The organism is Stenotrophomonas sp. STEN014 (assembly GCF_056760315.1).
On the sequence record NZ_JBRREN010000006.1, the window covers coordinates 1 to 26718 of the forward strand.

Sequence of the window (26718 nt, forward strand, 5' to 3'; positions counted from 1 at the left end):
CGGCGTTGTGTTCCCTCCCCGCGGGTGGCTTTTTTTTGGGGGGGGGGTCTCGTGGTGGGACGGGGGGGGGGGTGGGGGGCGGGGGCACCCGCCCGGGGGGGCGGTGTGGCCGCCCGCGGATGGATCATTTCGGTGCCAGACGCACGGCACCGTCAAGGCGGATGGTCTCACCGTTGAGGTAGGGATTGCCAATGATGTGGCCGACCAGGCCGGCGAAATCTTCCGGCTGGCCCAGGCGCGACGGGAACGGGATGGAGGCGGCCAGCGACTCCTGCACATTGGCCGGCATGCCATCGACCATCGGCGTCCAGAACACGCCCGGTGCGATGGTCATCACGCGGATGCCGAAGCGCGACAGTTCGCGGGCCATCGGCAGGGTCATGCCGACCACGCCGCCCTTGGAGGCGGAGTAGGCAGCCTGGCCGATCTGGCCTTCATAGGCGGCGACCGAGGCGGTATTGATGATCACCCCGCGCTCGCCGTCGGCGTTGGCCTCGTTGTGCTGCATCAGCTCGGCGGCGGCCTTGGCGACGTTGAAGCTGCCAACCAGGTTGACCATCACCGTGATCTGGAAGTTGGCCAGCGGCATGGCGGCCTCGCGGCCCAGCACGCGACCGGCACCGAGGATGCCGGCGCAGTTCATCACCACGTTCAGTCCGCCGAGGAACGCTTTGGCGGCACCCAGGTTGGCGGCCACACCGGCCTCGTCAGTGACATTGGTGGTGAAGTAGCGGGCATTGTCGGCGCCCAGCTCGGCGACGGCGGCAGCGCCTTTCTCGTCGTTGAGGTCGAACAGGGCGACCTTGCCGCCGTGGGCGACGAGGAAGCGGGCCACACCCAGGCCGAGGCCGGAGACACCACCGGTGATGACGGCACGAACGGAGGACAGCTGCATTGGAACGATCCTGCGGAAAAGAGCGCCGATTCTAGCCGATGGCCGACCGTGCGCCGAAACCGGTCAGCGCAGCCGGCGGGCGAACTCGCGTGGCGACAGGCCGGGGGCGAACAGGAAGCCCTGGCCGATCGGCACCCCCAGCTCGAGCAGGAACTGGCGCTGGGCTTCGGATTCCACCCCTTCGGCGACCAGGCCCAGGCCGAGGCTGCGGGCGATGCCGCAGACCGCCTCGCACACCGCAACATCCGAGCGGTTGCCGGGCACGCCATTGATGAACAGCTGGCTGAGCTTGAGGCCGTGGATGGGCAGATGGCGCAGGTAGTTCAGCGCGCTGTAGCCCTCGCCGAAATCGTCGATGGTCAGCATCACGCCCATCTCGCGCAGCTCGGCGAAGGTATGCAGCGTGGCCGGTGCGTCCTCGATCAGCACGCGTTCGGTGAATTCCAGCTCCAGCGCCGCACCGGGCAGCCGGTATTCGTCCAGTATCTCGCGCAGGCGACGGGCCAGGTTGTCGCCATTGAACTGGCGGTAGGAGACATTGATGGCGATGCGGACCAGCCCGAGCCCCTCGTCCATCCATTCGCGCACCTGCCGGCAGGCTTCGCGCAGCACCCAGTCGCCGATGCGCACGATGTCACCGGTGGTTTCGGCGTGGCTGATGAAGATGTCCGGGCGCAGCTCGCCCAGTTGACGGTTGCGCCAGCGGATCAGCGCCTCGGCACCGACGATGCGGCCGCCACGCAGATCCACCTGCGGCTGGTACACCAGTCGGAACTCGTTGCGCTCCAGTGCGCGGCGCAGGCGGCGCTCGATCTGCAGGCGGTCACGCTGCTCGCGCGCCAGTTCCGGCGTGAACACCTGCCAGCCATTGCGGCTGCGGCGCTTGCATTCGTACATGGCCCGGTCGGCGTTCTGGATCAGTTCCTGCGGGCTTTGCCCATCTTCCGGTGCGCGGGCGATGCCGATGCTGGTGGTGACCGCGAATTCGTCCTTGCCCAGCCGGAACAGCGGGGCGAAGGCATCGGTGATGGCCTGCGCCAGCAGTTGCGGATGCTCGGGCACCTCGCGGGCATCGCAGATCACCACGAATTCATCGCCGCCGAAACGCGCCAGCAATCCTTCGGTGCCGATGGCGTTGGCAATGCGGCGGGTCGCTTCGATCAGCAGTTCATCGCCGGCGTTGTGGCCGAGCACGTCGTTGACCGTCTTGAAGCGGTCCAGGTCGATGTACAGCACCGCGACCTGGGCGTGGGAAGGGTTGCCCAGCCGCGCCTTCAGGTCGGCCAGGGCCGCGTCGCGATTCATGATGCCGGTCAACGGATCGGTGCGGGCCTGGGTCTTGAGGGTTTCCTCGGCGTGTTTGCGCTCGGTGATGTCCTGCAGCGTGCCGGCGATGCGGCTGGAGGCCATGTCGCCGGCTTCGATCTCGCCGATCATGCGGATCCACACACTGTGGCCGTCGCCGCGCAGTCCCTGCAGATCCAGTTCGAAGCCGCGCTTGCGCTCGACCTCCCGGTCAAGGGTCTGTTGCAGGCGCAGCCGGTCATCGCTGCCCAGGCACTGCAGCAGCTGCTCCAGTGTGGCCGGCGGCGGCGTGTGGCCGAGAATGCGCTGCGCCTCGCCGGTCAGGTACAGCCGCTGCTGGCCGCGATCCCACTCCCAGCCGCCGATATGCGCCAGCGCCTGGGCGCGATCGAACAGCACATGGTCGCGTTTGAGCTCAGTGACGTCGCTGAACATCGAGAACACGTGGTCGGGCAGGTCGCGCCCGCAGGAAAATACCGGCACCGTGGTGATCGAGATCCAGATCATGCGCCCGCGCGGGCGGTGGTACAGGCCGACGATGGTGCTGGGGATCGTGTGACCATCGCGGAACGCGCGTGACACCGGCCATTGCTCCGTGCGCAGCCGGCGGCCGTGCTCGTCAACGGTGATCCACTCTTCGCCTTCCATCGGAATCTGCGTCGGCGGTTCGGCGCCGAGCCCGAGGATGCGATGGGCGGCCGGATTGGCCGAGATCACCTGGAAGTGCTGATCGAACAGCATCACGCCTTTGTCGATGGATTCGAGCAGCAGCCGGTAACGCGATTCGGCCTGCCAGCGGCGGCTCAGGTCGCGGGCCACGGCCACGATGCAGGGCTGGCCATCGTTCTGGAACGACGCCGAATGCACCTCCACCGGGAAACGGCTGCCATCGCCGCGCATGTTGGTGACTTCGATCACATAGGTCTGGCCGCGGTTGAGGGTGTCCCAGACCGGTTGCAGGTGATCCTCGGGCAGATCCGGATTCAGCAGTTCGATCGGTTGGCCGACGATCTCCCCGCGGCTGCGGCCGTAGGCCTGGACGCCGGCGGCGTTGACGTCCAGCACCGTGCCGCTGGCGCTGAGGATGCTGACCGGGTCCGGGAACGCATCGAACAGCGCCCGGTAGCGCTGCTGCGCAGACTGGCACTGGGCGGTGGCCTGCAGCAGGGCATCGCGCGCCGCCTCCAGTACCGGCTTCAGTCCGGCCGCCAGCGGCTGTTGCAGGGCGTGCTCCAGATCGGCCAGCGCATCGGCAGGGGCGGCGGGATGACCGCCGTCCTCGGGTGCGACGCGCTGGCCGGAGCTGCTCATGTGGCCGCCAATGCTTTTCCTGTCTTGCTGCCTGTATCCCGGCCCAGCCGTTCGCTGAGCCAGCGTCCCGTGGCGGCCAATGCCGGCAGGTCCACGCCGGTCACCATCCCCATTCCGTGCAACATATACACCACATCCTCGCTGGCGACATTGCCGCTGGCGCCCCTGGCGTAGGGACAGCCGCCGGTGCCGGCCACCGCCGCGTCGACCACACGCACGCCTTCTTCCAGGCAGCTGGCGATATTGGCCAGTGCCTGACCGTAGGTGTCGTGGAAGTGCACGGCCAGCGCGGCCATCGGTACCGCCGCGGCGACGGCGCGCAGCATCGCCGCGGCCTTGCGCGGGGTGCCGACGCCGATGGTGTCGCCCAGCGAGACCTCGTAACAGCCCATCGCGTGCAATTGGCGGGCGACACGGACCACTTCGGCTACTGGTACTTCGCCCTGGTAGGGGCAGCCCAGCACGGTGGAGACGTAGCCGCGGACCTTGATCCCATCGGCCTGGGCCCGGGTCAGGATCGGCGCGAAGCGGCGCAGGGACTCGTCGATGCCGGCATTGGTGTTCTTCAGGTTGAACCGCTCGGAGGCGGCGGTGAACACCGCCACTTCTTCCACGCCGACCGCCAGGGCGCGTTCGTAGCCCTGTTCATTGGGTACCAGCACCGGATAGCTGACCCCGGGGCGACGCTGGATACCGGTGAACACGTCGGCCGCGTCAGCCAGCTGCGGCACCCACTTGGGGCTGACGAAGCTGGTGGCCTCGATGCTGCGCAGGCCGGTGGCCGACAGGCGGTTGATCAACTCGATCTTGTCGGCGGTGGCGATGAGCTGTTTCTCGTTCTGCAGGCCATCGCGCGGGCCAACTTCGACAATGCGGACGAAATCGTTCACACGCACCCCGCAACGGTAGCGGGCAGGGAGATGCTGGAAAGCATGGTTCAGTCCTTCTGCGCCCAACGCGGCGCGCGTTTCTCGAGAAATGCCGATAGCCCTTCGCGACCCTCGTCGGAGGCGCGCAGGGCGGCGATCAGGCCGGCATTTGCGCGATCGAGTGCATCGCGGTCACCGCCGGCCGCGCAGACCTCGCGCACCAGTGACTTTGCCGACGCCGCGGCTGCCGGGCCGGCCTTGCGGAGCAGGTCCAGCTGCGCCTGCACGGCGGCATCAAGCCCGGCAGCGGGGACGACCTGGTGCACCAGGCCGATATCGCGGGCGGTGGTGGCATCGAAATGCTCGCCGGTGGCGAACCAGCGCCGCGCCTGGCGGGGGCCGATGGCGGCGATCACATACGGAGAAATGACGGCCGGCAGCAGTCCGAGACGGCTTTCAGTCAGGCCGAAGCGGACACCGTCCACGGCAATGGCGATATCGCAGCAGGCCACAAGGCCAACGCCGCCACCGAAGCTGGCGCCATGGACGCGGGCGATGGTGGGCTTGGGCAGCTCGTCGAGGGTGCGCATCAGGCGCGCCAGCGCCAGCGAGTCGGTCCGGTTTTCCTCCTGGCTGGCGCTGGCCATGGCGCGCATCCATTGCAGGTCGGCGCCGGCGGAAAACGACGCGCCACTGCCGGTGAGTACAACGGCGCGCACCTCCGGATCGGCGCCGACGCGCTCCAGCGCTGCGGTCAGGGTGGCGATTAGCCCGGCATCGAAGGCGTTGTGCAGTTCCGGGCGGTTCAGGCACAACGTCGCCACGCCGCGCTCATGCTGCACGAGCAGGGTATCGCTCATCGGGAAATCCATAGCTGACAGGTAATCCTGCGAATCATAGCGGTGTGCTGGCGGGACGCCATGACGCGCCGCGGCGATGCTAGAATTGATAACCATTCTTATCAACTCATTCATAGGCGCCCTTCAGTGACGTTGTCAGATTTGCCACTGCATGCCTCCGCGCAAGTGGAAAGCGTGCATGACCTGCATGCCAATGATGCGATTGCCCGCCGCCTGCGCGAACTGGGCTTCGTCAATGGAGAAGAAGTCCGCATGGTCGCCCGCGGCCCGGTGGGTGGCGAGCCGCTGCTGATCCAGGTGGGTTTCACTCGTTTCGCGCTGCGCCGTTCGGAGGCAAGCCGGGTCCAGCTCAGCGGCGTCGATGCGGCCTCGCAGACCTCTGAAGAGGTGCGCGCATGAGTTCCTCGGCAGCGGTGGCACGGCTGGCGCTGGTCGGCAACCCGAACAGCGGCAAGACCGCACTGTTCAACCAGCTCACCGGCAGTCGGCAGAAGGTGGCCAACTACACCGGCGTGACCGTGGAACGCAAGGAAGGCCGCATGCGCGGGCCGTCCGGACGTGAATACGCGGTGCTGGATCTGCCCGGCGCCTACAGCCTGCAACCGGCCAGCCTGGACGAGGCGATCACCCGGGACCTGTGCCGGGGGTTCTATCCGGGTGAGGCCGCGCCGGATGCGCTGGTATGCGTGATCGATGCGACCAATCTGCGCCTGCACCTGCGTTTTGCGCTGGAAGTGCGCGAGCTGGGCAAGCCGATGATCGTGGCGCTGAACATGGTCGATGCGGCGCGTCGGCGTGGTATCGGAATCGATGTGCCGGCGCTGGAAAAGGCGCTGGGCGTGCCCGTGGTGGAGACCGTGGCGGTCAAGCACAACGGCGCGCGCGCGCTGGTGGAGCGGATCGATACGCTGGTGCCGCAGCTGGCCTCGTTGCCGCCGCCACCTACGGAAGCCGGTATGGATTACCACGCGCAGGTGCGTTCCATCCTGGCTGCGGCGGTCAGCATGCCTGCGCGCACCGCCAAGGTGGACGACACCCTGGATCGCTGGCTGCTGCACCCGGTGTACGGGTTGCTGACCCTGGCCGCGGTGATGTTCCTGATCTTCCAGGCGGTCTATGCGTGGGCCACGCCGTTGATGGACGGGGTCGAGGCGTTTTTCGGCTGGCTCGGTCCGCTGGTGGCCGCCTCGCTGCCAGAGGGACCGCTGAGCAGCCTGCTGGTGGATGGCATCATCGCGGGTGTCGGTGGCGTGGTGGTGTTCCTGCCGCAGATCCTGATCCTGTTCGCTTTCATCCTGGCGCTGGAGGAATCCGGCTATCTGCCGCGCGCGGCCTTCCTGCTGGACCGCATGATGGCGGCGGCCGGGCTGTCGGGGCGTTCGTTCATCCCGTTGCTGTCCAGCTTCGCCTGTGCGGTACCGGGCATCATGTCCACCCGCTCGATCCAGGATCCGCGTGACCGCCTGGCGACGATTCTGGTCGCGCCACTGATGACCTGTTCGGCACGGCTGCCGGTGTACGCGCTGCTGATTGGTGCCTTCATCCCGGAAAAGACCGTGGGTGGCATCTTCAACCAGCAGGGGCTGGTGCTGTTCGCGCTGTATGTTGCCGGCATCCTCAGTGCGCTGGCGATGTCGTGGACGATGAAGAAGTTCCGCCGAGACAAGGGGGAACACCCGCTGCTGCTGGAACTGCCGTCCTACCGCGTGCCGCATCCGCGCGATCTGCTGGTCGGGCTGTATGAGCGCGGGATGATCTTCCTCAAGCGCGTCGGCGGCATCATCCTGGCGCTGACCATCCTGCTGTGGTTCCTGCTGTCGTTCCCGGGTGCGCCCGAGAACGCCACGATGCCGGCCATCGATTACAGCTTCGCCGGTCAGCTCGGCCACGCGATGGCGGTGATCTTCGCGCCACTGGGGTTCAACTGGCAGATATGCATCGCGCTGATTCCGGGCATGGGCGCCCGTGAAGTGGCGGTGTCCTCGCTGGCGACCATCTATGCGCTTTCCGCTGCGGACGATGACGCGGCGATCCAGGCGCTGACCCCGGTGATCAGCGATGGCTGGACCCTGGCTACCGGCCTGTCGCTGATGGTGTGGTTCATCTACGCGCCGATGTGCATTTCGACCCTGGCCACCATCAAGCGCGAGACCAATTCCTGGAAGCAGATGGCCTTCGCCACGGTGTACCTGTTTGCAGCGGCCTATCTGGCGGCGCTGGTGACCTACCAAGTGGCCAAGGCGCTCGGGGCCGGCTGAGCATGGACACCGGCCTGCTGTTGCAATACCTGGTCATCGCGCTGGCGGTGCTGGTCAGCGCGTGGGTGGTGCTGAAGAAGCAGTTTCCGGGGTTGTTGCGCAAGCTGCGCGGCGCGCTGGCGCTGTGGCTGGTCAAGCGGCACTCGCCCCGGTTGCAGGCGTGGGGCCGGCAATTGGCACCACCGCCCTCCAGTACGTCAGGTGCCTGCGGCGGTTGCGACGGTTGCGGTCCAGGAGAGCCCAAGCAGCATTGAAAAGAAACGCCGGGCCAGCCCGGCGTTTCTTTTGCTCCATCCGTTCCCAGCAGACCACCCTCCCTCCCGGACTGACGTGGAGGAAGGTTCGTTATCCGTGAGCGGACGGGTCGCGGTGGTGGTGGGCGTCTGCGAGCAGGGTGCTGGACACGCACAGTGCGGCGCTGGTGCACGCCGGGATGAATCACTGATGCACCGGCGGTGCTTGTCGGATCCGGCGCCAAGGCGTTAGTTTTCCTGCCATGAACAACACTCCGACTCGTTTGCTGATCCATGGTGCCTCCGGGCGGATGGGTCAGGCCCTGCTGCGTCTTGCGGCAGAAGATTCCCTGTTGCAGGTGGTGGCCGCCGTGGTGCGCAAGCCGCCGACGCAACGGGTGGTGGACGGCATTCCGCATTTTGCGGCCAGTGAGCTGGCCGGGGTGCCCGCGTTCGATGTGGCCATAGATTTCAGCCTGCCGGAGGGCTTTGATCCGGTTCTGGCGTTGTGTGCGGAGCGCGGCGCAGGCTTCGTATCCGGCACCACCGGCATCAGTGAGCGGCAGCAGGCCGCGCTGACCGCTGCTGCCACCCGCATTCCGCTGGTCTGGGCGACCAATTTCAGTCTGGGCGTGGCGGTGTTGGCCGAGCTGGTCGAGCGTGCGGCATTGGCATTGCCGGGATGGGATTGCGACATCGTCGAGTCCCATCATGTGCACAAGAAGGATGCGCCGTCCGGTACCGCGCTGACCCTGGGGGAGGCGGCACAGCATGGGGGCGCCGATCCGCGCTATGCCAGCCTGCGCGCTGGCGACATCATCGGCGAGCATTTCGTCCAGTTCACCGGGCTGGGCGAGCGGGTGGAGCTGGTGCATCGGGCAACCAATCGCGACATTTTTGCCCGGGGCGCGCTTCATGTGGCCGGGCAGCTGGTCCGGCGTGCGCCGGGGCAGTACCGGGTACGGGATCTGGTGGCGCCGCCGGCAAACGCCTGAATGGGGCGAGCGGCACGGGCGCCAGCGGTCCAGGGTCAGTCAAACATGACACGGCACCGGCGGGAGACTGGTGCTTGGGGCCCCTTGCCTTTACAATTCCCGCTCGCCGAAACACGTCAGCCGGACCGGTTCCAGACCGCCGTCCGCGCTTTTTTGCAACCGGTTTTTGCCGTGGACGCAGGCGTGGCTTCGGAGTCCCCCTCGGTAGCCAAAGTGAGATTCCCGTGACCCAAGCCGCAATTCTCGTGCTCGAAGACGGCACCGTATTCGAGGGCGAATCCGTAGGCGCGCCCGGCCTGTCCGTGGGTGAGGTGGTGTTCAATACCGCCATGACCGGTTATCAGGAAATGCTGACCGATCCGTCCTATGCGCGGCAGATGGTCACCCTGACATACCCGCATATCGGCAACACCGGCATGAACGACCAGGACGACGAGGCCAGCAAGGTCTGGGCCGCCGGTCTGATCGTGCGCGATGTGCCACGTCGTCCGAGCAGCTGGCGCAGCCAGGTGTCGCTGCAGGACTGGCTGCTCCAGCGCGGTGTGGTCGCCATCGCCGGGATTGATACCCGCAAGCTGACCCGCATCCTGCGTGAGCGGGGAGCACAGAATGGCGCGCTGATGGCCGGTGATATCGATGTGGAGAAGGCGCTGGAAGCCGCCCGCAAGTTCCCGGGCCTGAAGGGAATGGATCTGGCCAAGGTGGTGTCCACCGACACGCCGTACAGCTGGAGCGAAGGTCAGCTGGATCTGGACCGCAATGAATTCCAGCGCGCCACACCGAAGTTCAAGGTGGTGGCATACGACTTCGGCGTTAAGGCCAACATCCTGCGCATGCTGGCCGAGCGTGGTTGCGAGCTGACCGTGGTGCCGGCGCAGACGCCTGCGGCCGACGTGCTGGCGATGGAGCCGGACGGCGTTTTCCTGTCCAACGGCCCGGGTGATCCCGAACCGTGCGATTACGCCATCGCGGCGATCAAGGAGTTCGTGGCCAGAAAGGTTCCGACGTTCGGCATCTGCCTGGGCCACCAGCTGCTGGGTCTGGCCTGTGGTGCCAAGACCATGAAGATGGGCCACGGCCACCACGGCGTGAACCATCCGGTGCAGGATCTGGACAGCGGCAGGGTGATGATCACCTCGCAGAACCACGGCTTTGCCATCGATGAGAGCGTGCTGCCGGCCAATGTCCGTGTCACCCACCGCTCGCTGTTCGACCAGACCATCCAGGGCATCGCATTGACCGATGCGCCGGCGTTCTCCTTCCAGGGCCACCCGGAAGCCTCGCCAGGTCCGCAGGACGTCGCCCCGCTGTTCGACCGTTTCATCACCCTGATGGGTGAGGCCAAGTAATCGCATTGCCGGACCGGTCCGCCGTTCCGGCAATGCCGTAACGGCAGACGCGGCAATCCAGCGCACACGTTCACTCACTGCGGTCACACGCAGCCCCCAATTCGAGTACTGAAATGCCAAAGCGCACCGACCTAAAAACCATCCTGATCATCGGCGCCGGCCCGATCGTCATCGGCCAGGCCTGCGAGTTCGACTACTCCGGCGCGCAGGCGTGCAAGGCGCTGCGCGACGAGGGCTACCGCGTGGTGCTGGTCAACTCGAACCCGGCCACGATCATGACCGACCCGGAGATGGCTGACGCCGTCTACATCGAGCCGATCAACTGGCAGACCGTCGAGAAGATCATCGAGAAGGAGCGCCCCGATGCGCTGCTGCCGACCATGGGCGGACAGACCGCGCTGAACTGCGCGCTGGATTTGGCCGACCACGGCGTGCTGGAGAAGTACAACGTCGAGCTGATCGGCGCCAAGCGCGAAGCCATCCGCATGGCCGAGGACCGCGAACTGTTCCGCGTGGCGATGGGCGAGATCGGACTGGAATGCCCGAAGGCCGCGGTCGCCCACACGCTGGAGGAGGCGCTGGAGATCCAGGCCACGGTCGGCTATCCGACCATCATCCGCCCGTCCTTCACCCTGGGCGGCAGCGGTGGCGGTATCGCCTACAACCGCGAAGAGCTGATCGAGATCGTCGGCCGGGGTCTGGAGCTGTCGCCGACCAGTGAAGTGCTGGTGGAAGAGTCGGTGCTGGGCTGGAAGGAATTCGAGATGGAGGTGGTGCGCGACACCGCCGACAACTGCATCATCGTCTGCTCGATCGAGAACCTCGATCCGATGGGCGTGCACACCGGTGACTCGATCACCGTGGCCCCGGCACAGACCCTGACCGACAAGGAATACCAGCGCCTGCGCGATGCCTCCATCGCGGTGCTGCGCAAGATCGGCGTGGATACCGGCGGCTCCAACGTGCAGTTCGGCATCAGCCCGACTACCGGCCGCGTGGTGGTGATCGAGATGAACCCGCGCGTGTCGCGCTCCTCGGCACTGGCTTCCAAGGCCACCGGCTTCCCGATCGCCAAGGTCGCGGCCAAGCTGGCGGTGGGTTACACCCTGGATGAATTGAAGAACGAGATCACCGGCGGCCTGACCCCGGCCTCGTTCGAGCCATCCATCGACTATGTCGTCACCAAGATTCCGCGTTTTGCGTTTGAAAAGTTCCCGGCCGCCGACGCGCGCCTGACCACCCAGATGAAGTCGGTGGGCGAGGTGATGGCGATGGGCCGCACCTTCAAGGAATCGCTGCAGAAGGCCCTGCGCGGCCTGGAAACCGGCAAGATCGGCCTGGACCCGACCGGCCTGGATCTGGGCAACGCAGAGGACATCACCACGCTCAAGCGTGAGCTCAAGGCTCCGGGTCCGGAACGCCTGTTCTTTGTCGGCGACGCGTTCCGTGCCGGCTTCAGCGTCGAAGAAGTGTTCGCGTTGTCCTATATCGATCCCTGGTTCCTGGACCAGATCGAGGAGATCATCGCCGACGAAAAGCAGGTGCATGCCGAAGGTATCGATGCGCTCGACGCTGCGCGTCTGCGCAAGCTCAAGCGCGCCGGTTTCTCCGATGCGCGTCTGGCCGAGCTGACCGGTACCAACGAGGCGGCGATCCGTGCGCTGCGCCGTGCCCACAAGGTACGTCCGGTGTACAAGCGCGTGGACTCCTGTGCGGCCGAGTTCGCCACCAGCACCGCGTACCTGTATTCGACCTATGAGGACGAGTGCGAAGCGGCGCCGAGCAACCGCGACAAGATCATGATCCTGGGCGGTGGTCCGAACCGTATCGGCCAGGGCATCGAGTTCGACTACTGCTGCGTGCATGCCGCACTCGCCCTGCGCGAGGACGGTTATGAAACCATCATGGTCAACTGCAACCCGGAAACCGTCTCCACCGACTACGACACCTCCGACCGTCTGTACTTCGAGCCGCTGACGCTGGAAGACGTGCTGGAAATCGTCGAGCTGGAACAGCCCAAGGGCGTGATCGTGCAGTACGGCGGGCAGACCCCGCTGAAGCTGGCGCGTGCGCTGGAAGCCAATGGCGTGCCGGTGATCGGCACCTCGCCGGATTCCATCGATCTGGCCGAAGACCGTGAGCGTTTCCAGCAGCTGGTCGACAAGCTGGGGCTGAAGCAGCCGCCGAACCGCATTGCCCGCAATGCAGAAGATGCGCTGGTGCTGGCGCGCGAGATCGGCTACCCGCTGGTGGTGCGTCCCAGCTACGTGCTGGGCGGCCGGGCGATGGAAATCGTCTATGGCGAATCGGACCTGGCGCGCTATGTCCGCGACGCGGTGAAGGTCTCCAATGACTCGCCCGTGCTGCTGGACCACTTCCTTGATGCGGCGGTGGAAGCCGATGTGGACATCATCTGTGACAGGGACGGCAACGTCCTGATCGGTGGCGTGATGGAGCACATCGAAGAAGCGGGCGTGCACTCCGGTGACTCGTCCTGCTCGCTGCCGCCGTACTCGCTGTCGGCGCAAACCCAGGCCGAACTGCGTCGCCAGGTCACCGAGCTGGCCAAGGCGCTGAAGGTCGTGGGCCTGATGAACACCCAGTTCGCGATCCAGACCGACGCCGACGGCAACGATGTGATCTACCTGCTGGAGGTCAATCCGCGTGCCTCGCGCACCGTTCCGTTCGTGTCCAAGGCCACCGGCATGCCGCTGGCCAAGATCGCCGCCCGCTGCATGGCCGGCAAGACGCTGGCCGAGCAGGGCGCCATCAAGGAAATCGTGCCGGACTACTATTCGGTCAAGGAAGCCATTTTCCCGTTTGCCAAGTTCCAAGGCGTGGATCCGATCCTCGGGCCGGAAATGCGCTCGACCGGTGAAGTCATGGGTGTCGGTCGCAGCTTCAGCGCCGCCTTCGCGCGTGCGCAGGAAGCGGGCAGCATCAAGACCCCGCCGGTCGGCAAGGTGTTCATCTCGGTACGGGATGCCGACAAGCCGCGCGTGATGCCGGCGGTGCAGGGCCTGGTCGAGCGTGGCTACACGCTGGTTGCCACCCGCGGTACCGCGGCATGGCTGCAGCAGCAGGGCTATACCTGCGAGGTGGTCAACAAGGTGGTGGAAGGCCGTCCGCACATCGTGGACAGCATCAAGAACGGCGAGATCGTCTATATCGTCAACACCACCGAAGGCCGCGCGGCGATCACCGACTCGTTCTCGATCCGTCGCGAGGCGCTGCAGCATCGTGTCACGTATTCGACGACGGTTGCCGGTGCCAAGGCGCTGGTGCAATCACTGGAATTCCGCGGTACCGGCCCGGTCTGGTCGCTGCAGGAACTGCACAAGGAGTTGGAAGCATGAGAGCCCCGATCACCCTGAAAGGCGCGCAGCGTCTTCGCGATGAGCTCGATCATCTCAAGTCGGAGAAGCGCCCCAAGGTCATCGCCGCCATTGCCGAAGCCCGTGAGCACGGCGACCTGAAGGAAAATGCCGAGTATCACGCCGCGCGCGAGGAACAGAGCTTCATCGAAGGCCGCATCAAGCTGCTGGAAGGTGAGCTGTCGCACGCCGAAGTCATCGACATCACCAAGCTCAATGCTGGCTCCAAGGTGGTGTTCGGGGCGACGGTGACGCTGGCTGACGTGGAAACCGACGAGGAGAAGCGTTACCAGATCGTGGGCGACCTGGAGGCGGACATCAAACGGGGTCTGATCGCCATTTCCTCGCCGGTGGCGCGGGCAATGATAGGCAAGAACGAAGGCGATTCGATCGTCATCGACGCGCCGGCAGGCCAGCGCGAGTACGAAATCGTCAACGTCGAATACCTCGACTGACGATGGCCAAAGCCACGTTGCTGCTGCCTGCGCGCAGCCGTTTCCCGGCCGGTAAGCTGCCGGCACAGGTGGCTGCGGCATTGGGCCGTGCCGAGCGTTCGCCCGGCGCGGCCGGTGAGCTGGCGCAGCTGCGCCGGCATTTCAGTGCAATCCCGGTGGAGTGGTCGGCAGCGGCGCTGACCCGGGAGGTCGATGCGGGCGATGCTGCCGGTGGTTTCTGGTTGCGCGCCGATCCGGCCAATGTCGTGCCGGATATGCACGGCGCGCGGATGATGGCGGTGGCCGAGACGCTGCGACTGGAACAAGGCGACGTGGATGCTTTGCTGCCCGCGCTGCAGCCGTTGTTTGCCGGATTCGGTTTCCAGCTGGATGCGCCGTCGGCGTCACGCTGGTATCTGCGTCTGCCCGAGGACACGCCATTGCCCGCATTCGCCGCCCCCGAGGCGGTGCTGGGGGATGATCTGTTCGCGCACTTGCCCGACGGCGATCTTGGCCGGCGCTGGCGTGCCTTGCTGACCGAAGCGCAGGTGGTGCTGCACCAGCATCCGTGGAATGAAGCGCGGATCGCGCAGGGCAAACGGGCGGTCAACTCGCTGTGGTTCTGGGGCCCGGGGCGATTGCCCGATTCGGTGCGTACGTCGCACGCGCAGGTGCGCAGTCGCGACGCGTTGTTGCAGGGGCTGGCCAAGGCCGCCGGGGTGCGGCTTGGCGGCGAGCAGGCGGTGGATGCCTTGGTGGATCTGCGCCAGCTGCGCTCCCTGGAGCAGCTGGTCCGTGATGCGATCACTCCCTTGCTGGATGCGATGAAGCGCGGTGAACTGGGCGAGCTGCTGCTGGACTTTGAGGATGGCGTCCGCTATCGCCTGACACGAGGACAGCGCTGGCACTTCTGGAAGAAGCCGGTCGCGACGCTGGCCGATGAGTGATGTGTTGAAGATCGTCCGGCGTGATCCGGCCCAGGCCGGGCACTGGGGTGACGGCACTCTGCCGCTGTTGCAGCGGCTCTATTCCGCGCGTGGCGCACTGTCTGCCGAGCAGGCGCAGCCGCGTCTGGCCCAGCTGCACGCGCCGGACCTGCTGGGCGGCATGCACAAGGCGGTCGAGTTGCTGGCTGCCGCCATCAGTGGCGACAGGCGCATTCTGGTTGTCGGCGATTTTGATTGTGACGGCGCGACTGCCTGTGCGGTCGGTGTGCGCGGGTTGCGCATGCTCGGTGCGCGCGACGTGGTGCACGCCGTGCCCAATCGCATGCTGCACGGTTACGGGTTGTCGCCATCGCTGGTTGAGGAGCTCGTCGCGCTCAAGCCAGATCTGCTGGTGACCGTCGATCACGGTATCGCCTGTCATGCGGGTGTCCGTGCGGCCAAGGCGCTGGGCTGGCAGGTGCTGGTCACTGACCACCATCTGCCGGGCGAGCAGCTGCCGCCTGCCGATGCCATCGTCGATCCGAACGTGGACGGTGATGCATTCCCGAGCAAGGCATTGGCGGGGGTGGGCGTGATTTTCTATGTGTTGATGGCGCTGCGGCGGCATCTGCGCGAGGCCGGTGCGTTCAAGGCCCAGCCCGAACCGGATCTGTTGACCTTGCTGGATCTGGTCGCGGTGGGTACCGTCGCCGACCTGGTGGTGCTTGATGACAACAATCGTGCCCTGGTTGCCGCTGGCCTGCGTCGCCTGCGCGCCGGCAAGGGAAGTGTCGGCCTGCGTGCACTGATCGACGCCAGTGGCCGGGATCCGCAACGGCTGACCGCCAGCGACATCGGCTACGCCCTGGGGCCGCGCCTGAATGCGGCCGGCCGTCTGGAAGACATGGCACTTGGTATCGAGCTGTTGCTCACCGAAGACCCGGCGCAGGCCCGACAGATCGCCGCGATGCTGGAGGAGATCAACGCCGAGCGGCGCGCGGTGCAGCAGTTGATGACCGACGATGCCGAGCGTGCAGTGTCCAGGGCCCTGCTCGCGGACGATGGTCAGCGGCCGGTTGCGGCGTGCCTGTTCGATGCCGAGTGGCATCCGGGCGTGGTGGGGCTGGTCGCCTCGAAGATGAAAGACCGGCTGCACCGGCCGGTGGTCGCTTTTGCGCCTGCCGAGCCGGGGAGCGATGCCCTGCGGGGATCGGCGCGCTCGATCAGCGGCTTCCATATCCGGGATGCGCTGGCAGCGATCAATGCCCGTCATCCCGGCTTGATGGACAAGTTTGGCGGTCACGCCATGGCGGCAGGATTGAGTTTGCCGCTGGCCCATCTGGAGCCTTTCAAGCGCGCCTTCGCGCAGCAGGTGCAAACCACGCTGGACCCGGCCTTGCTGCAACAGCAGCTGCTCAGTGATGGCGAGCTGTCAACCGCGGAGCTGGATTTCGCCCATGCCGAAGCGCTGCGACTGGCCGGTCCCTGGGGGCAGGGCTTTCCTGAGCCCTTGTTTGATGGTGTGTTCGAGGTGCTGGAGTGGCGCGTGCTGAAGGAGCGCCATCTGAAGCTGGTACTGCGCCAGCCGGGTAGCCCGGTACGTCTGAACGCGATCCAGTTCGGCGGTTGGGCCGGCAATGCGCCAAGCCAGCATCTGCATGTCGCCTATCGCCTGGCAAGTGATGACTACCGTGGGGGTCAGGCCATCCAGTTGATGGTCGAGCATGCCCAGCCGGCATGAGTGCCGTGCGTCCCGGCAGGAGCGGAAAAGAAGCCGGCATTGCGCCGGCTTCTGTGTGAACCGCCCGGCCGCGTTACTTGCGCCGTACCAGCAGCCGGTATCCGCCGCTGGCGCGGGAGTCGAAGCTGTGGGCCAGCAGTACATAGCGGCCAGCATCCAGCTCGATCTCCAGTGACGGATCAAGACTGGTGTCGCTGTCATCCTGCTGCGCGACCTCCTCGCCGTCGCGCATCAGGGTGATCAGGCCATCCAGGCCTGAAGTGCCGGTCATGCTGATCACGTACGTGCCCTTGCGCGGAATTTCCAGTGTGTACAGGTCGCGGTTGCCCGGACGCAGCTGCCCCTGGGTTTCGCGGCCGATCGCCAGCTGCGGACGGATCGGACCGTCCGGTGCCGGCGCGGTGGAAGAGGCGAGCTGGAAAATGCCGCCGCGACCGTTCACCGAGCGGACCGAGACGGTGTACTCGCCCGGATCCAGTACCTGCGACAGGCGCGAGTTCACGCCGCCGCCGCCGTCATCGTCGCTCAGGGTGATATCGCCACCCTGCACTGTCAGCACGGTGTCCAGCTCGCGGCTGCTGGCATCGAATTGCACGCGGCGGCGATCGGCAAGGTTGAAAGTGAAGCTGCGGGTTTCGTCGGCGCTGACGAAACCGCTGGCCATGCCATCGACCGGCAACGCCGAGCCGTCGGCGAATACCAGACCTTCGGGGAAGTCGGCCCGTTCCACACCCAGATAGAGCGCGCCGGAGGCCTGCGAGAAGCCGCTGGCAGTCACCGTGTAGCGGCCCGGCTGCAGGGGGACCACCAGGCGGGAGTTGAGCTGGTTGCCGCCGTCGTCATCTTCCAGGTTGACGCCGTTGCCACTCAGTTCCATGCGGCTGTCGAACTCGCTGGATTCCAGGTCCAAGGTGTACAGCCCGGCCTGGTCGACTTCCAGGGTGTAGGTCTTGCTGCCGTTCTCCAGCCAGTCGGTGATGCGACGGCCGGCGGTCAACGGCTTGCCGTCATAGGCCACGATCGGTTCGGCCGAGAGCTGGAAGGGACCGAAAGCGCGCGAGTCGGCGCCACTGACGGCCACCAGATAGGGGCCGGCCTTGTCGGCGCGCACGCTCAGTGCTGCATTGCCGCGGTCGTCGGATTCGGAGCGCGCCACCAGCACATCGCGGTGGAACACCGACAGTGCACCGTTGAGAGCGCCCTGCAGCTTCAGCGAAACCGCCTGGCCGGCGCCCAGCTGCAGCGAAAACAGCTGGCTGCGGGTGCCATCGCTGTAGTTGATCGGACTGGTGGAAGTGATCTCGCCAGACACATCGCCCTTGCTGGCGAGCGGACGGGCGGAGGGGGCCGCGTGGACGGGGGAGCTCACGGCGGTGGCAATGGCCAGAGACAGCAATCCTGCTGCAAATCGCTTCACTTGGACTTCCTTATGGAGAACGTTGGGGAAACGGCGGTGTTCCAGCGGCATCGCACAGGAGCGCTGGCGGCGCCGGAAATTTTTGACGTGGAGCGGCGACAACCAGCCGGCAGCAGCGCCGGCGGGTCACTGAATCCTCAGTCCACTTCTACTGCGGCAGCCGCATCAGCGGCGGCTGCCGCAGCTTCGGTGGCGGCATCCTTGCGGTTGCTGTTGGCCGGAGTGGTCACATCAGACCCCAAGTCGGTGGTTTCCAGTTCGAAAACACCCTGCTGGTTGCCGAAGCCGGTGACCGCGACGGTGTAGCGACCCGGGCCCAGCGGCAGCGACAGACGGGCATTGGTGCCGTTGCCGCCGTCGTCGTCCTCGGCGTCCACGCCCGGGCCGGTGACATGCAGTACCGAGTCGAAGCCATCGGCGATTGCATCGAACTGGATGTGCCTGGCGCTGTCCAGATTCAGAATGAAGGTGCGGCGGCCGCGCGAATCCATCATCGACTGCGCGGTCTGGCCGACAGTCAGCGCGGTGCTGTCACGCGTGATCAGGCCCTGGTCGGTGGCCGTCATCGCCACGCCGAGCTTGAACGAGCCGGTGCTTCCGTTCAGCGAGGAGGCGGCGATGGTGTAGTCGCCCGGCTCCAGATAGGCGCGGATGCGGGCATTGAGCTGGCCGCCGTTGTCGTCATCCTCCACTTCCACATTGCGGCCGTTCAGGCGCAGGTAGGAGTCGAACGCGCTGGACTCCATGGTGACGGTGTACAGCCCGGCCTTGGCGACCGTGAGTTTGTATTCCTGCTTGTCGGTGCCGACCAGCCAGTCGGTGATGCGGCTGTCGGCGCCCAGCGGTTTGCCGTCATAGGGCACGACCGTGGCGGTCTTGAGCTTGAACGGGCCGAAGCTGCTGGAACTGGCACTGTTGACGGCGATCAGGTAGGTGCCGTCCTTGGGCGCGCGGAAGGCCAGGCCGACCGCGCCGGCGGAGTCTTCGCCTTCACCTTCGTAGCTGGCGGAGGCGCTGGCGATCATGTTCTGCCCGTCGAACACCGCCAGCTGGCCATTGAGTGCGCCGCCCAGTTCCAGTGCTACCGCCTCACCGTTTTTCAGGGTCATCCTGTAGCCCTGGTGCCGGCTGCCGTCGTTGTAATTCAGACGGCTGGAGGAAGTGATTTCACCGGAGGTCGCATCGCCTACCGCCAGGGTGGGGGCGCTGTCGGCAGCGGCGCCGATACCGAGTTTTTGACATGCGGCCAGGGCCAGCGTCAGGGCGATGGCGGCAAAAATACGGGTGGGGCGGGTTTTCAAGCTGGAGTCCTTGGTCATGCAGGCGGTGTCCGTTTCCCGCCGTTGGCGGGTCCATTCATGAATTCTAACGGCACCGCGTGCCGGATCCACGCAGCGCGTGAAACGGCGGGCGTGTCCGGCGCTGGCGAGGCCCCGCCGATGGTAGAATTCCCGCCTTGTCTGCCTGTTTGATAGACCGACCCATGATCGAACTTAATCCCATCCGCCAGCGAATCACCGATCTGACCGATCGCGTGGTCTCGCTCAGGGGGTATCTTTGACTACGACGTCAAGAAAGAGCGTCTTGAAGAAGTAACCCGCGAACTGGAAAACCCCGACATCTGGAACAATCCCGAGTACGCCCAGACCCTGGGCCGGGAGCGTTCGATGCTGGACAAGACCGTCAGCGGCATCGCCGCGGTGCTCGACGGCATGACCGATGCCACCGAGTTGCTGGAGCTTGCGGAAAGCGAGCAGGACGAGGACACCGCGCTGTCGGTGGTCGCCGACCTGGACAAGCATCAGGCCCACATCGAGAAGCTGGAGTTCCAGCGCATGTTCTCCGGGCAGATGGACAGCTGCAACGCGTTCGTCGACATCCAGGCGGGCGCCGGCGGTACCGAAGCCCAGGACTGGGCGGAAATCATGCTGCGCATGTACCTGCGCTGGTGCGAGTCGCGCGGTTGGAAGACCGAGCTGATGGAAGTGTCCGGCGGCGACGTGGCTGGCATCAAATCGGCCACGTTCCGGGTCGAAGGCGAGTTCGCCTACGGCTGGTTGAAGACCGAGATCGGCGTGCACCGGCTGGTGCGCAAGTCGCCGTTCGATTCGGACAACCGACGGCACACCAGTTTCACCTCGGTGTTCGTGTCGCCCGAAGTCGATGACAACATCGAAATCGACATCAACCCCGCCGATCTGCGTACCGACGTGTACCGCTCTTCCGGCGCGGGTGGCCAGCACGTCAACAAGACCGAGTCGGCGGTACGTATCACCCACATCCCGACCAATACGGTCGTCGCCTGCCAGACCGGTCGCAGCCAGCACCAGAACCGCGACACCGCGATGAAGATGCTGGCCGCCAAGCTCTATGAGCTGGAAGTGCAGAAACGCAACAGCGAGCGTGACGCACTGGAAGCGACCAAGTCCGACATCGGCTGGGGCAGCCAGATCCGCAATTACGTGCTCGACCAGAGCCGTATCAAGGATCTGCGTACCGGTATCGAGCGGACCGACACGCAGAAGGTGCTGGATGGCGACCTGGATGAGTTCATCGAGGCCAGTCTGAAGTCCGGCCTGGAAGCGGGCGCCAAACGCAACGACGCGTAATCCGGAGTGGCCCGGCATGGGCCCTCCATCGCTGTACAGTGCGGCGACACCCTCTGGTCGTCGCACTTTGTTCTCTCCCCCAAGTGAATACCAAAGCCATGAACGAACAGACTCCGGTAACGCCGCAGCCTCCCGTCGACGAGAACAGCCTCATCGCCGAGCGTCGCGCGAAACTCAAGGCGCTGCGCGGGCAGGGCATCGCGTACCCGAATGATTTCCGCCGCGAGGATTTCGCCGGCGCGCTGCAGGCCGAGTTTGCCGACGCCGAGGCCTGGACCTCCGAGGCGCTGGAAGCCTCCGGTCGCACGGTGAAGATGGCCGGTCGCCTGATGGCCAAGCGGGTGATGGGCAAGGCCAGCTTTGCCCAGATCCAGGACGAGAGCGGCCGCATCCAGTTGTTCCTGCAGTCCACCGCGCTGGGCGATGCCTACGCCGCCTTCAAGGGCTGGGACGTGGGCGACATTATTGCCGTGGAAGGCGGCCTGACCCGTACCAAGACCGGCGAGTTGTCGGTCAAGGCCAGCAGCATCCGCCTGCTGACAAAATCGCTGCGTCCGTTGCCTGACAAGTGGCATGGCCTGGCCGACGTAGAGCAGCGCTACCGTCAGCGCTACGTGGACCTGATCGTGACCCCGGAGTCGCGCGAGGTCTTCATCAAGCGCTCCAAGATCATCCGTGCGATGCGTGCCTGGCTGGACAGCCGTGACTTCCTGGAAGTCGAGACGCCGATGATGCATTACATCCCCGGCGGCGCCACGGCCAAGCCGTTCACCACCCATCACAATGCGCTGGATCTGGACCTGTATCTGCGTGTGGCACCGGAGCTGTACCTGAAGCGGCTGGTCGTTGGTGGCCTGGAGCGTGTGTACGAAATCAACCGCAACTTCCGCAACGAAGGCGTCAGCACCCGCCACAACCCGGAATTCACCATGATGGAGCTGTACGAGGCCTACGCCACGTACAACGAAGTGATGGACTTGACCGAAGGGGTGATCCGCGATGTCGCTCAGCAGGTGCTGGGCACCACCACCGTGGAGTGGGACGGAGCGAGCATCGATCTGGGCGCGCCGTTCCGTCGTTGGCGCATGGATGAGGCAGTGCGTCACCATAATCCTGAAATCAGCCTGGCCGATTGCACCGACCATGCGGCACTGCTGCGTCATTGCGAACGCCTCAAGCTCAAGGTCAAGCCGTCATATGGCTGGGGTCGGCTGTTGCTGGAGATCTTCGAGGCGACCGTCGAGCACACCCTGGTCCAACCGACCTTCATCACCGATCATCCGATCGAAGTCTCGCCGCTGGCCCGCGCCAGCGACACCCGCCCCGGCTATACCGACCGCTTCGAGTTGTTCATCAATGGCAAGGAGCTGGCCAACGGCTTCTCCGAATTGAACGATCCCGAGGACCAGGCGGCGCGTTTCCAGGCGCAGGTGGAGGCGAAGGAGGGGGGGGACGACGAGGCCATGCATTACGACTCGGACTATATCCGTGCGCTGGAGTACGGCATGGCGCCGACCGGCGGCCTAGGGATCGGTATCGACCGACTGGTGATGCTGCTGACCGGCCGCAGCTCCATCCGCGACGTGTTGCTGTTCCCCTACATGCGCCCGGAAAACTGAGGCATTCCGCGGCAGGCATGACGCCTGTCCATGGATATGGTCTAGTGTGACGGCCAGCGATAGCCGCTGGCCGTGCCGCTGGTGCGTATCTGTGATGTGGCATGTTGCACAGTGCGCGGGCCCGGTCGAATATGTTGCAGCGATCAGGCCGCACAGGGGCAGCGCGAAAATGGCGTGTGACATGCAGCAGGTAGCCCGCGATGCTTGCGAGGCTGCTCAACTTCCAGATCACAGCAGTTTCACCGGACACTACAACCACATGGGCTTGGATATCGTCATCGTCGATGACCAGACGTCTGCGCGGACCATGCTTCGGCATGTGATTGAGGACATCGCATCCGAACTGCGGGTGCATGATTTTGCAGACCCGCTCAAAGCGCTGGCCTGGTGTGACACCCATGAGGCCGATCTGCTGCTGCTGGACTACCGCATGCCGGAGCTGGATGGGCTGGAGTTCGCCAGGCGCTTGCGGCGGCTCCCGCACAATCGCGATATTCCCATCGTTTTGATTACGGTGGTGGGTGATGAGCCGCTGCGCCAAGCGGCGCTGGAAGCCGGGGTTATCGATTTTCTGGTCAAGCCGATCCGCCCCCGTGAACTGAGGGCGCGTTGCCACAACCTCCTGCAGCTGCGCCAGCAAGGGCAGAGCGTGAAGCAGCGGGCGCTGTCGCTGGAGCAGCGGTTGCTGGCCAGCATGAACGAGGTCGAAGAGCGCGAGCGCGAAACCCTGTCGCGGCTGGCGCGGGCCATCGAATACCGCGATGCCGGCACCAGCGCCTATCTGGAGCGGATGTCGCATGTTGCCGGGCTGATCGCCGAGCAGCTCGGGCTGCCGCCCGAAGAGGCACGCGCCATCGAGATGGCGGCGCCGTTGCATGACATGGGCAAGATCGCCATTCCCGATGCCATCCTGCTCAAGGCCGGCAAGTTGGACGAGGCCGAAATGGCGGTCATGCGACGTCATCCCCGCATCGGCTACGAGCTGCTCAGCGGCAGCAACAGCCGCTTCATCCAGCTGGGAGCCACGATCGCGCTGCGCCACCACGAGCGTTTTGATGGCAGCGGCTATCCTGATGGCCTGGTCGGAGAGGCGATTCCTCTGGAAGCGCGGATCGTGGCGGTGGCCGACGTGTTCGATGCACTGATCTCGCCGCGGCCATACAAGGAGGCGTGGACGATGGATGCAACCCTGGCGTATCTGTACGCCCAGCGTGGGCGTCTGTTCTGCCCGCGCTGTGTCGATGCGTTGCTGCGTGCGCGTGAAGAGCTGGAACAGGTCTGCGCGCAGTATTCGTCCGCGTTCCCGAGACCGGAAGCCTGAGATGCGTGCGGTGTTCGCCGGGCTGAAGCGGCGGCTTTCGCAGCGCACCGATAGTGAGCACGCACAGGCGTTCGTGCGTATCGTGTTGATCGCGCTGATCCTGGCTTATGTGCTGTTGTCATCCCCGAGCTGGGGCTTGCCAGCCGGGCAGCTGCGGCTGGTGGTGACATTGATCCTGATCGCCCAGGGCCTGTCGCTGGTGCTGATGGGCTGGTTGCTGTGGCGTCCGGCGCGTTCGGATCTGCGCCGCATTCTCGGCATGGTCGATGACTATGCGCTGATGTCCATCGCGATGAGTGCGATCGGCGAACCGATGGCCCCCATCTATGTCGTGGTGATGTGGGTCACTGTTGGCAACGGTATGCGCTATGGCAACCGCTATCTGTGGCTTGCAGTGGCCATGGCGACACTCAGTTTCGGGGTGACGCTCACGCTGAGCGACTACTGGCAGCGCAATCTGGGGCTGGGTGTGGGTCTGCTGGTGGGATTGGCGGCAATTCCGCTGTATTTCGCCAGTCTGTTGAAGCAGCTGACCGAGGCGATGGCGGAGGCCCGCCGCGCCAGTGATGCCAAAAGCCGGTTCCTGGCCAACATGAGCCATGAGTTCCGCACGCCGCTCAATGGCCTGTCGGGCATGACCGAACTGCTGGCCACCACGCGGCTGGATGATGAGCAGCGCGAGTGTCTGAACACGATCCAGGCATCGGCCAGCAGCCTGCTGGCGCTGGTGGAGGAGGTGCTGGATATCTCGGCGATCGAGGCCGGCAAGCTGCGCGTGGACGCGCGCGATTTCTCTTTGGCCGAGCTGATCCAGTCCATCGGCCTGATTCTCCAGCCTCAAGCGCGTGCCAAGCAGCTGGACTACCGGGTGTTCGTGGAAACCGGCGTACCCGACGGCCTGCACGGCGACGCTGCGCACCTGCGCCAGATCCTGCTCAATCTTGCTGGCAATGCGGTGAAGTTCACCGACAGCGGCAGGGTTGAAATCCGGGTGTCGATGCGGGCGGCAGCGGGCGATCATGCACTGCGGATCCGTTTCGATGTTCTGGATACGGGCATTGGCGTGGCCCCGTCATTGCGCCCGCGCCTGTTCGAGCCGTTCGAGCAGGCGGACGTGTCCCTGGCCCGGCGCTATGAAGGGACCGGGCTGGGAACGGCCATCGCCAAGGGATTGACGCAGACGTTGGGAGGTGAGATCGGCTACCAGGACAACCCGGGCGGCGGCAGCTGCTTCTGGGTGGAAGTGCCGCTTGTCCCGGCGCAGGCCGGGGGCGTCGCGCGTGCGCCGGTCGCGTTGGATAGCCCGGAGGCCATCGCCGAGGCGTTCCCCAATGTCATCTCGTTTTCCGACCCGTTCCGGCGCCATCGGGCACGGGTTCCCAGCCTGCAGGTGCTGGTGGCCGATGACCACGAGGCCAACCGGATGGTGCTGCAGCGCATGCTGCAGAAAGCCGGTCATCGCGTGCAGTGCGTCAACGGTGCCGAGGCGGTCCTTGATCTGCTCACCGAGTGTGAGTTCGATGTGGTGATTGTCGATCTGCACATGCCCGGCATGAGTGGTCTGGACATGCTCAGGCAGCTGCGTGTGATGCAGGCCGGTGGTGGACCGCGCACCCCGGTCGTGATCCTCAGTGCCGATGTGACCCCGGATGCGATCCAGCGCTGTACGCAGGCTGGTGCGCACACGTTCATGGCCAAGCCGGTGGTAGCGGCCAAACTGCTGGAAACCCTGGCAATCATCGCAGGCGAAGGTGACACGCGCAGCCCGGCGACCCGCACCGTCATCGAAGCGCCGGTGACCGGCGATGACGTGTTGAACCCGGATGTGCTGGATGAGCTGGCGGCGCTGGGCCTGGGCGAAGGCTTCGAGCGCGAGTTCATACGCCAGTGCATGACCGATCTTGTCACCTGCAGCGACGCGGTGGGGGCAGCCAGCGAGCAAGGTGACTGGGAGCGTATGCGCGAGCAGGCCCATGCGGTGAAAGGCGTGGCCGGCAATCTGGGCCTGACCCGGGTGGCAGCGCTGGGCGGCGAGCTGATGGCGATGGCCGACTGGCAGTTGCGCAGTGAAGGCGCACAGTGCCTGCCCCGTCTCCAGGCGGCGCTGCTGGAGGGGCGGCAGGCATTGGATGCGCGCGCGGCACGGCGCACGCACCCCCGGGGTGATGAAACCGCAGGCTGATCAGCGTGCGGTCTGCCCGCTGCGGCGGGTCTGTGCCTTGACCAGGCGGTCCATGGTGCGCAGCGACTTCTCGTCCAGCGCCAGCGCGGCCTCGACCCAGACCTTGGTGATGTCCAGCAATTCCTGGTAGCTGACCGCGTGGGAAATGCCGCGCACGGCATTCATTGCCAGACAGGAATGGGGGATGCGCTGCTGCTGGCGGATCAGGTCGTTGACCGCTTGCTCGCCTTGTCCGCGCGGTACCAGGATGTCGACCACGCCCATGGCGTGCATCTCTTCGGCCGTATAGACGCGGCCTTCCAGAATGATGCGCTCGGCCAGTTGCGGCGATACCCGGCGGCTGAGGAAGTTGTAGGCGCCCATGCCCGGGAACAGCCCGAACAGCACTTCCGGCAGGCCCATGCCGACACCTTCCTCGGCCACGATGGTGTGGCACGACAGGGCCATCTCCAGCCCGCCACCGAGCGCGTCACCCTGCAGCAGGGCGATGGTGCGGAAGTTGCCATTGAGGCCACGGTCGAAACGGTGGACGCCATCGATGCAGCTGCGGGCGTAGCGCAGCAGGCCCTCGGCATCACGGGCCCGGATCAAGGCTGAGAACACATCCAGATCGCCGCCGAGGTTGAAGGCATCGGCATCGGAAGCCAGTACCAGGTGCTGCAGCCGGCGCGGCTCCCCCGGCTGCTTGGCGCTGATGCTGTCCAGGAAGGCGTGCATGTCCGTCATCAGGGGCTTGCGGAAACACGGGCGTACGCCCGGTGCGGCATCGGCGTGCATGTGCAGCCAATGCACGCTGCGGGTGGCATCGCTGCGGGTGCGGACGGTGGCGTAGGAGGGGGTTGCAGGCAGCAGTTCGATCAGGCTCATGGCTTGGTCCTTTGCAAAGGCCCGCTGAAGGGGACGTGGGCGGCGGGCGAAACGCTGGCACGTGGCGATGCTACACGGGCTTTGACAACCGTAAATGCGAAGGGCCCCTCCGTTTCCGGAGAGGCCCTGTCCTGTTCGCTCGATTTCGCCTGG

At 65.6% G+C, this 26718-nt stretch carries 20 protein-coding genes; 13 read left to right on the forward strand and 7 right to left on the reverse strand.

The features are described from left to right. Positions 1–124: 124 nt before the first annotated feature. The 4 genes from ACVOMC_RS09660 to ACVOMC_RS09675 all read right to left on the reverse strand — a co-directional run bounded on the left by ACVOMC_RS09660 (position 125) and on the right by ACVOMC_RS09675 (position 5240). Positions 125–895 carry an SDR family NAD(P)-dependent oxidoreductase gene (locus ACVOMC_RS09660; protein WP_481523768.1) on the reverse strand — a complete coding sequence of 257 codons (771 nt, stop codon included), beginning with the start codon at positions 893–895 and terminating at the stop codon, positions 125–127. Positions 896–958: 63 nt separating this feature from the next. Beyond that, a complete protein-coding gene (locus ACVOMC_RS09665; RefSeq protein WP_481523769.1) occupies positions 959–3511 on the reverse strand; it encodes a sensor domain-containing protein in 2553 nt (850 codons plus the stop codon). Then, the gene (locus tag ACVOMC_RS09670; protein WP_481523770.1) at positions 3508–4401 is read right to left on the reverse strand and encodes a hydroxymethylglutaryl-CoA lyase; all 894 of its coding nucleotides are present in this window, start codon (positions 4399–4401) and stop codon (positions 3508–3510) included. The genes ACVOMC_RS09665 and ACVOMC_RS09670 overlap by 4 nt, the downstream gene beginning before the upstream one ends. A 47-nt stretch (positions 4402–4448) precedes the next feature. Beyond that, positions 4449–5240, reverse strand: coding sequence for an enoyl-CoA hydratase-related protein (locus ACVOMC_RS09675; protein ID WP_057506509.1), 792 nt, complete (start codon positions 5238–5240; stop codon positions 4449–4451). 126 nt (positions 5241–5366) lie between these two features. Between ACVOMC_RS09675 and ACVOMC_RS09680 the strand changes: the two genes are divergently transcribed. From ACVOMC_RS09680 to recJ, 9 genes are all read left to right on the forward strand, one after another. Next, positions 5367–5639 carry a FeoA family protein gene (locus tag ACVOMC_RS09680; RefSeq protein WP_054656730.1) on the forward strand — a complete coding sequence of 91 codons (273 nt, stop codon included), beginning with the start codon at positions 5367–5369 and terminating at the stop codon, positions 5637–5639. Further along, complete coding sequence (feoB, locus tag ACVOMC_RS09685) at positions 5636–7498, forward strand: ferrous iron transport protein B (RefSeq protein WP_481523771.1); 1863 nt, start codon at positions 5636–5638, stop codon at positions 7496–7498. Before ACVOMC_RS09680 ends, feoB begins: the two co-directional genes overlap by 4 nt. 2 nt (positions 7499–7500) lie before the next feature. Then, positions 7501–7752: a DUF6587 family protein gene (locus ACVOMC_RS09690; protein WP_481523772.1), complete on the forward strand. Its 252-nt coding sequence runs from the start codon at positions 7501–7503 to the stop codon at positions 7750–7752. Between the two features lie 242 nt (positions 7753–7994). Beyond that, on the forward strand, positions 7995–8726 hold the full coding sequence (dapB, locus tag ACVOMC_RS09695; protein WP_481523773.1) for a 4-hydroxy-tetrahydrodipicolinate reductase: 732 nt from the start codon (positions 7995–7997) through the stop codon (positions 8724–8726). A gap of 224 nt (positions 8727–8950) precedes the next feature. Beyond that, a complete protein-coding gene (gene carA, locus ACVOMC_RS09700) occupies positions 8951–10075 on the forward strand; it encodes a glutamine-hydrolyzing carbamoyl-phosphate synthase small subunit (RefSeq protein WP_481523774.1) in 1125 nt (374 codons plus the stop codon). Between the two features lie 113 nt (positions 10076–10188). Continuing rightward, positions 10189–13431, forward strand: a complete 3243-nt coding sequence (carB, locus tag ACVOMC_RS09705) for a carbamoyl-phosphate synthase large subunit (RefSeq protein WP_481523775.1) — start codon at positions 10189–10191, stop codon at positions 13429–13431. Continuing rightward, a complete protein-coding gene (greA, locus tag ACVOMC_RS09710; protein ID WP_054656733.1) occupies positions 13428–13904 on the forward strand; it encodes a transcription elongation factor GreA in 477 nt (158 codons plus the stop codon). Before carB ends, greA begins: the two co-directional genes overlap by 4 nt. Before the next feature lie 2 nt (positions 13905–13906). Beyond that, a complete protein-coding gene (locus tag ACVOMC_RS09715; RefSeq protein ID WP_481523776.1) occupies positions 13907–14830 on the forward strand; it encodes a phosphoglycerate mutase in 924 nt (307 codons plus the stop codon). After that, the gene (gene recJ / locus ACVOMC_RS09720; RefSeq protein ID WP_481523777.1) at positions 14823–16550 is read left to right on the forward strand and encodes a single-stranded-DNA-specific exonuclease RecJ; all 1728 of its coding nucleotides are present in this window, start codon (positions 14823–14825) and stop codon (positions 16548–16550) included. The genes ACVOMC_RS09715 and recJ overlap by 8 nt, the downstream gene beginning before the upstream one ends. Positions 16551–16623: 73 nt before the next feature. On the opposite strand, the gene ACVOMC_RS09725 is transcribed toward recJ, so the two are convergent. Both ACVOMC_RS09725 and ACVOMC_RS09730 read right to left on the reverse strand, forming a co-directional pair. Further along, positions 16624–17967, reverse strand: coding sequence for an ABC transporter substrate-binding protein (locus tag ACVOMC_RS09725; protein ID WP_481523778.1), 1344 nt, complete (start codon positions 17965–17967; stop codon positions 16624–16626). Between the two features lie 137 nt (positions 17968–18104). After that, a complete protein-coding gene (locus ACVOMC_RS09730; RefSeq protein ID WP_481523779.1) occupies positions 18105–19286 on the reverse strand; it encodes an ABC transporter substrate-binding protein in 1182 nt (393 codons plus the stop codon). 164 nt (positions 19287–19450) lie between these two features. Here ACVOMC_RS09730 and prfB point away from each other — a divergent pair. From prfB to ACVOMC_RS09750, 4 genes are all read left to right on the forward strand, one after another. Beyond that, positions 19451–20576, forward strand: a protein-coding gene (prfB, locus tag ACVOMC_RS09735) for a peptide chain release factor 2 (RefSeq protein WP_096144979.1) whose coding sequence is annotated in 2 segments (ribosomal slippage) — positions 19451–19525 and positions 19527–20576 — 1125 coding nt in all. Because the reading frame shifts where the segments join, the coding sequence is not laid out codon by codon here. Positions 20577–20674: 98 nt separating this feature from the next. Next, positions 20675–22195 carry a lysine--tRNA ligase gene (gene lysS / locus ACVOMC_RS09740; RefSeq protein ID WP_481523780.1) on the forward strand — a complete coding sequence of 507 codons (1521 nt, stop codon included), beginning with the start codon at positions 20675–20677 and terminating at the stop codon, positions 22193–22195. Positions 22196–22454: 259 nt separating this feature from the next. Beyond that, positions 22455–23516: a cyclic di-GMP phosphodiesterase response regulator RpfG gene (rpfG, locus tag ACVOMC_RS09745; RefSeq protein ID WP_425478280.1), complete on the forward strand. Its 1062-nt coding sequence runs from the start codon at positions 22455–22457 to the stop codon at positions 23514–23516. Position 23517: 1 nt separating this feature from the next. Beyond that, positions 23518–25698 carry a response regulator gene (locus ACVOMC_RS09750; RefSeq protein WP_481523781.1) on the forward strand — a complete coding sequence of 727 codons (2181 nt, stop codon included), beginning with the start codon at positions 23518–23520 and terminating at the stop codon, positions 25696–25698. On the opposite strand, the gene ACVOMC_RS09755 is transcribed toward ACVOMC_RS09750, so the two are convergent. Then, entirely contained in the window at positions 25699–26565 is an 867-nt protein-coding gene (locus ACVOMC_RS09755; protein WP_481523782.1) for a crotonase/enoyl-CoA hydratase family protein, read from the reverse strand. It lies immediately after the preceding gene. Positions 26566–26718 lie beyond the last annotated feature (153 nt).

Excerpts from the sequence above, each read along its gene's own strand:
- ACVOMC_RS09660 (WP_481523768.1), bottom strand. The coding sequence starts at position 895 with ATGCAGCTGTCCTCCGTTCGTGCCGTCATCACCGGTGGTGTCTCCGGC.
- ACVOMC_RS09665 (WP_481523769.1), bottom strand. The coding sequence starts at position 3,511 with ATGAGCAGCTCCGGCCAGCGCGTCGCACCCGAGGACGGCGGTCATCCC.
- ACVOMC_RS09675 (WP_057506509.1), bottom strand. The coding sequence starts at position 5,240 with ATGAGCGATACCCTGCTCGTGCAGCATGAGCGCGGCGTGGCGACGTTG.
- feoB (WP_481523771.1), top strand. The coding sequence starts at position 5,636 with ATGAGTTCCTCGGCAGCGGTGGCACGGCTGGCGCTGGTCGGCAACCCG.
- ACVOMC_RS09690 (WP_481523772.1), top strand. The coding sequence starts at position 7,501 with ATGGACACCGGCCTGCTGTTGCAATACCTGGTCATCGCGCTGGCGGTG.
- dapB (WP_481523773.1), top strand. The coding sequence starts at position 7,995 with ATGAACAACACTCCGACTCGTTTGCTGATCCATGGTGCCTCCGGGCGG.
- carB (WP_481523775.1), top strand. The coding sequence starts at position 10,189 with ATGCCAAAGCGCACCGACCTAAAAACCATCCTGATCATCGGCGCCGGC.
- greA (WP_054656733.1), top strand. The coding sequence starts at position 13,428 with ATGAGAGCCCCGATCACCCTGAAAGGCGCGCAGCGTCTTCGCGATGAG.
- ACVOMC_RS09715 (WP_481523776.1), top strand. The coding sequence starts at position 13,907 with ATGGCCAAAGCCACGTTGCTGCTGCCTGCGCGCAGCCGTTTCCCGGCC.
- recJ (WP_481523777.1), top strand. The coding sequence starts at position 14,823 with ATGAGTGATGTGTTGAAGATCGTCCGGCGTGATCCGGCCCAGGCCGGG.
- ACVOMC_RS09730 (WP_481523779.1), bottom strand. The coding sequence starts at position 19,286 with ATGACCAAGGACTCCAGCTTGAAAACCCGCCCCACCCGTATTTTTGCC.
- lysS (WP_481523780.1), top strand. The coding sequence starts at position 20,675 with ATGAACGAACAGACTCCGGTAACGCCGCAGCCTCCCGTCGACGAGAAC.
- rpfG (WP_425478280.1), top strand. The coding sequence starts at position 22,455 with ATGGGCTTGGATATCGTCATCGTCGATGACCAGACGTCTGCGCGGACC.
- ACVOMC_RS09750 (WP_481523781.1), top strand. The coding sequence starts at position 23,518 with ATGCGTGCGGTGTTCGCCGGGCTGAAGCGGCGGCTTTCGCAGCGCACC.
- ACVOMC_RS09755 (WP_481523782.1), bottom strand. The coding sequence starts at position 26,565 with ATGAGCCTGATCGAACTGCTGCCTGCAACCCCCTCCTACGCCACCGTC.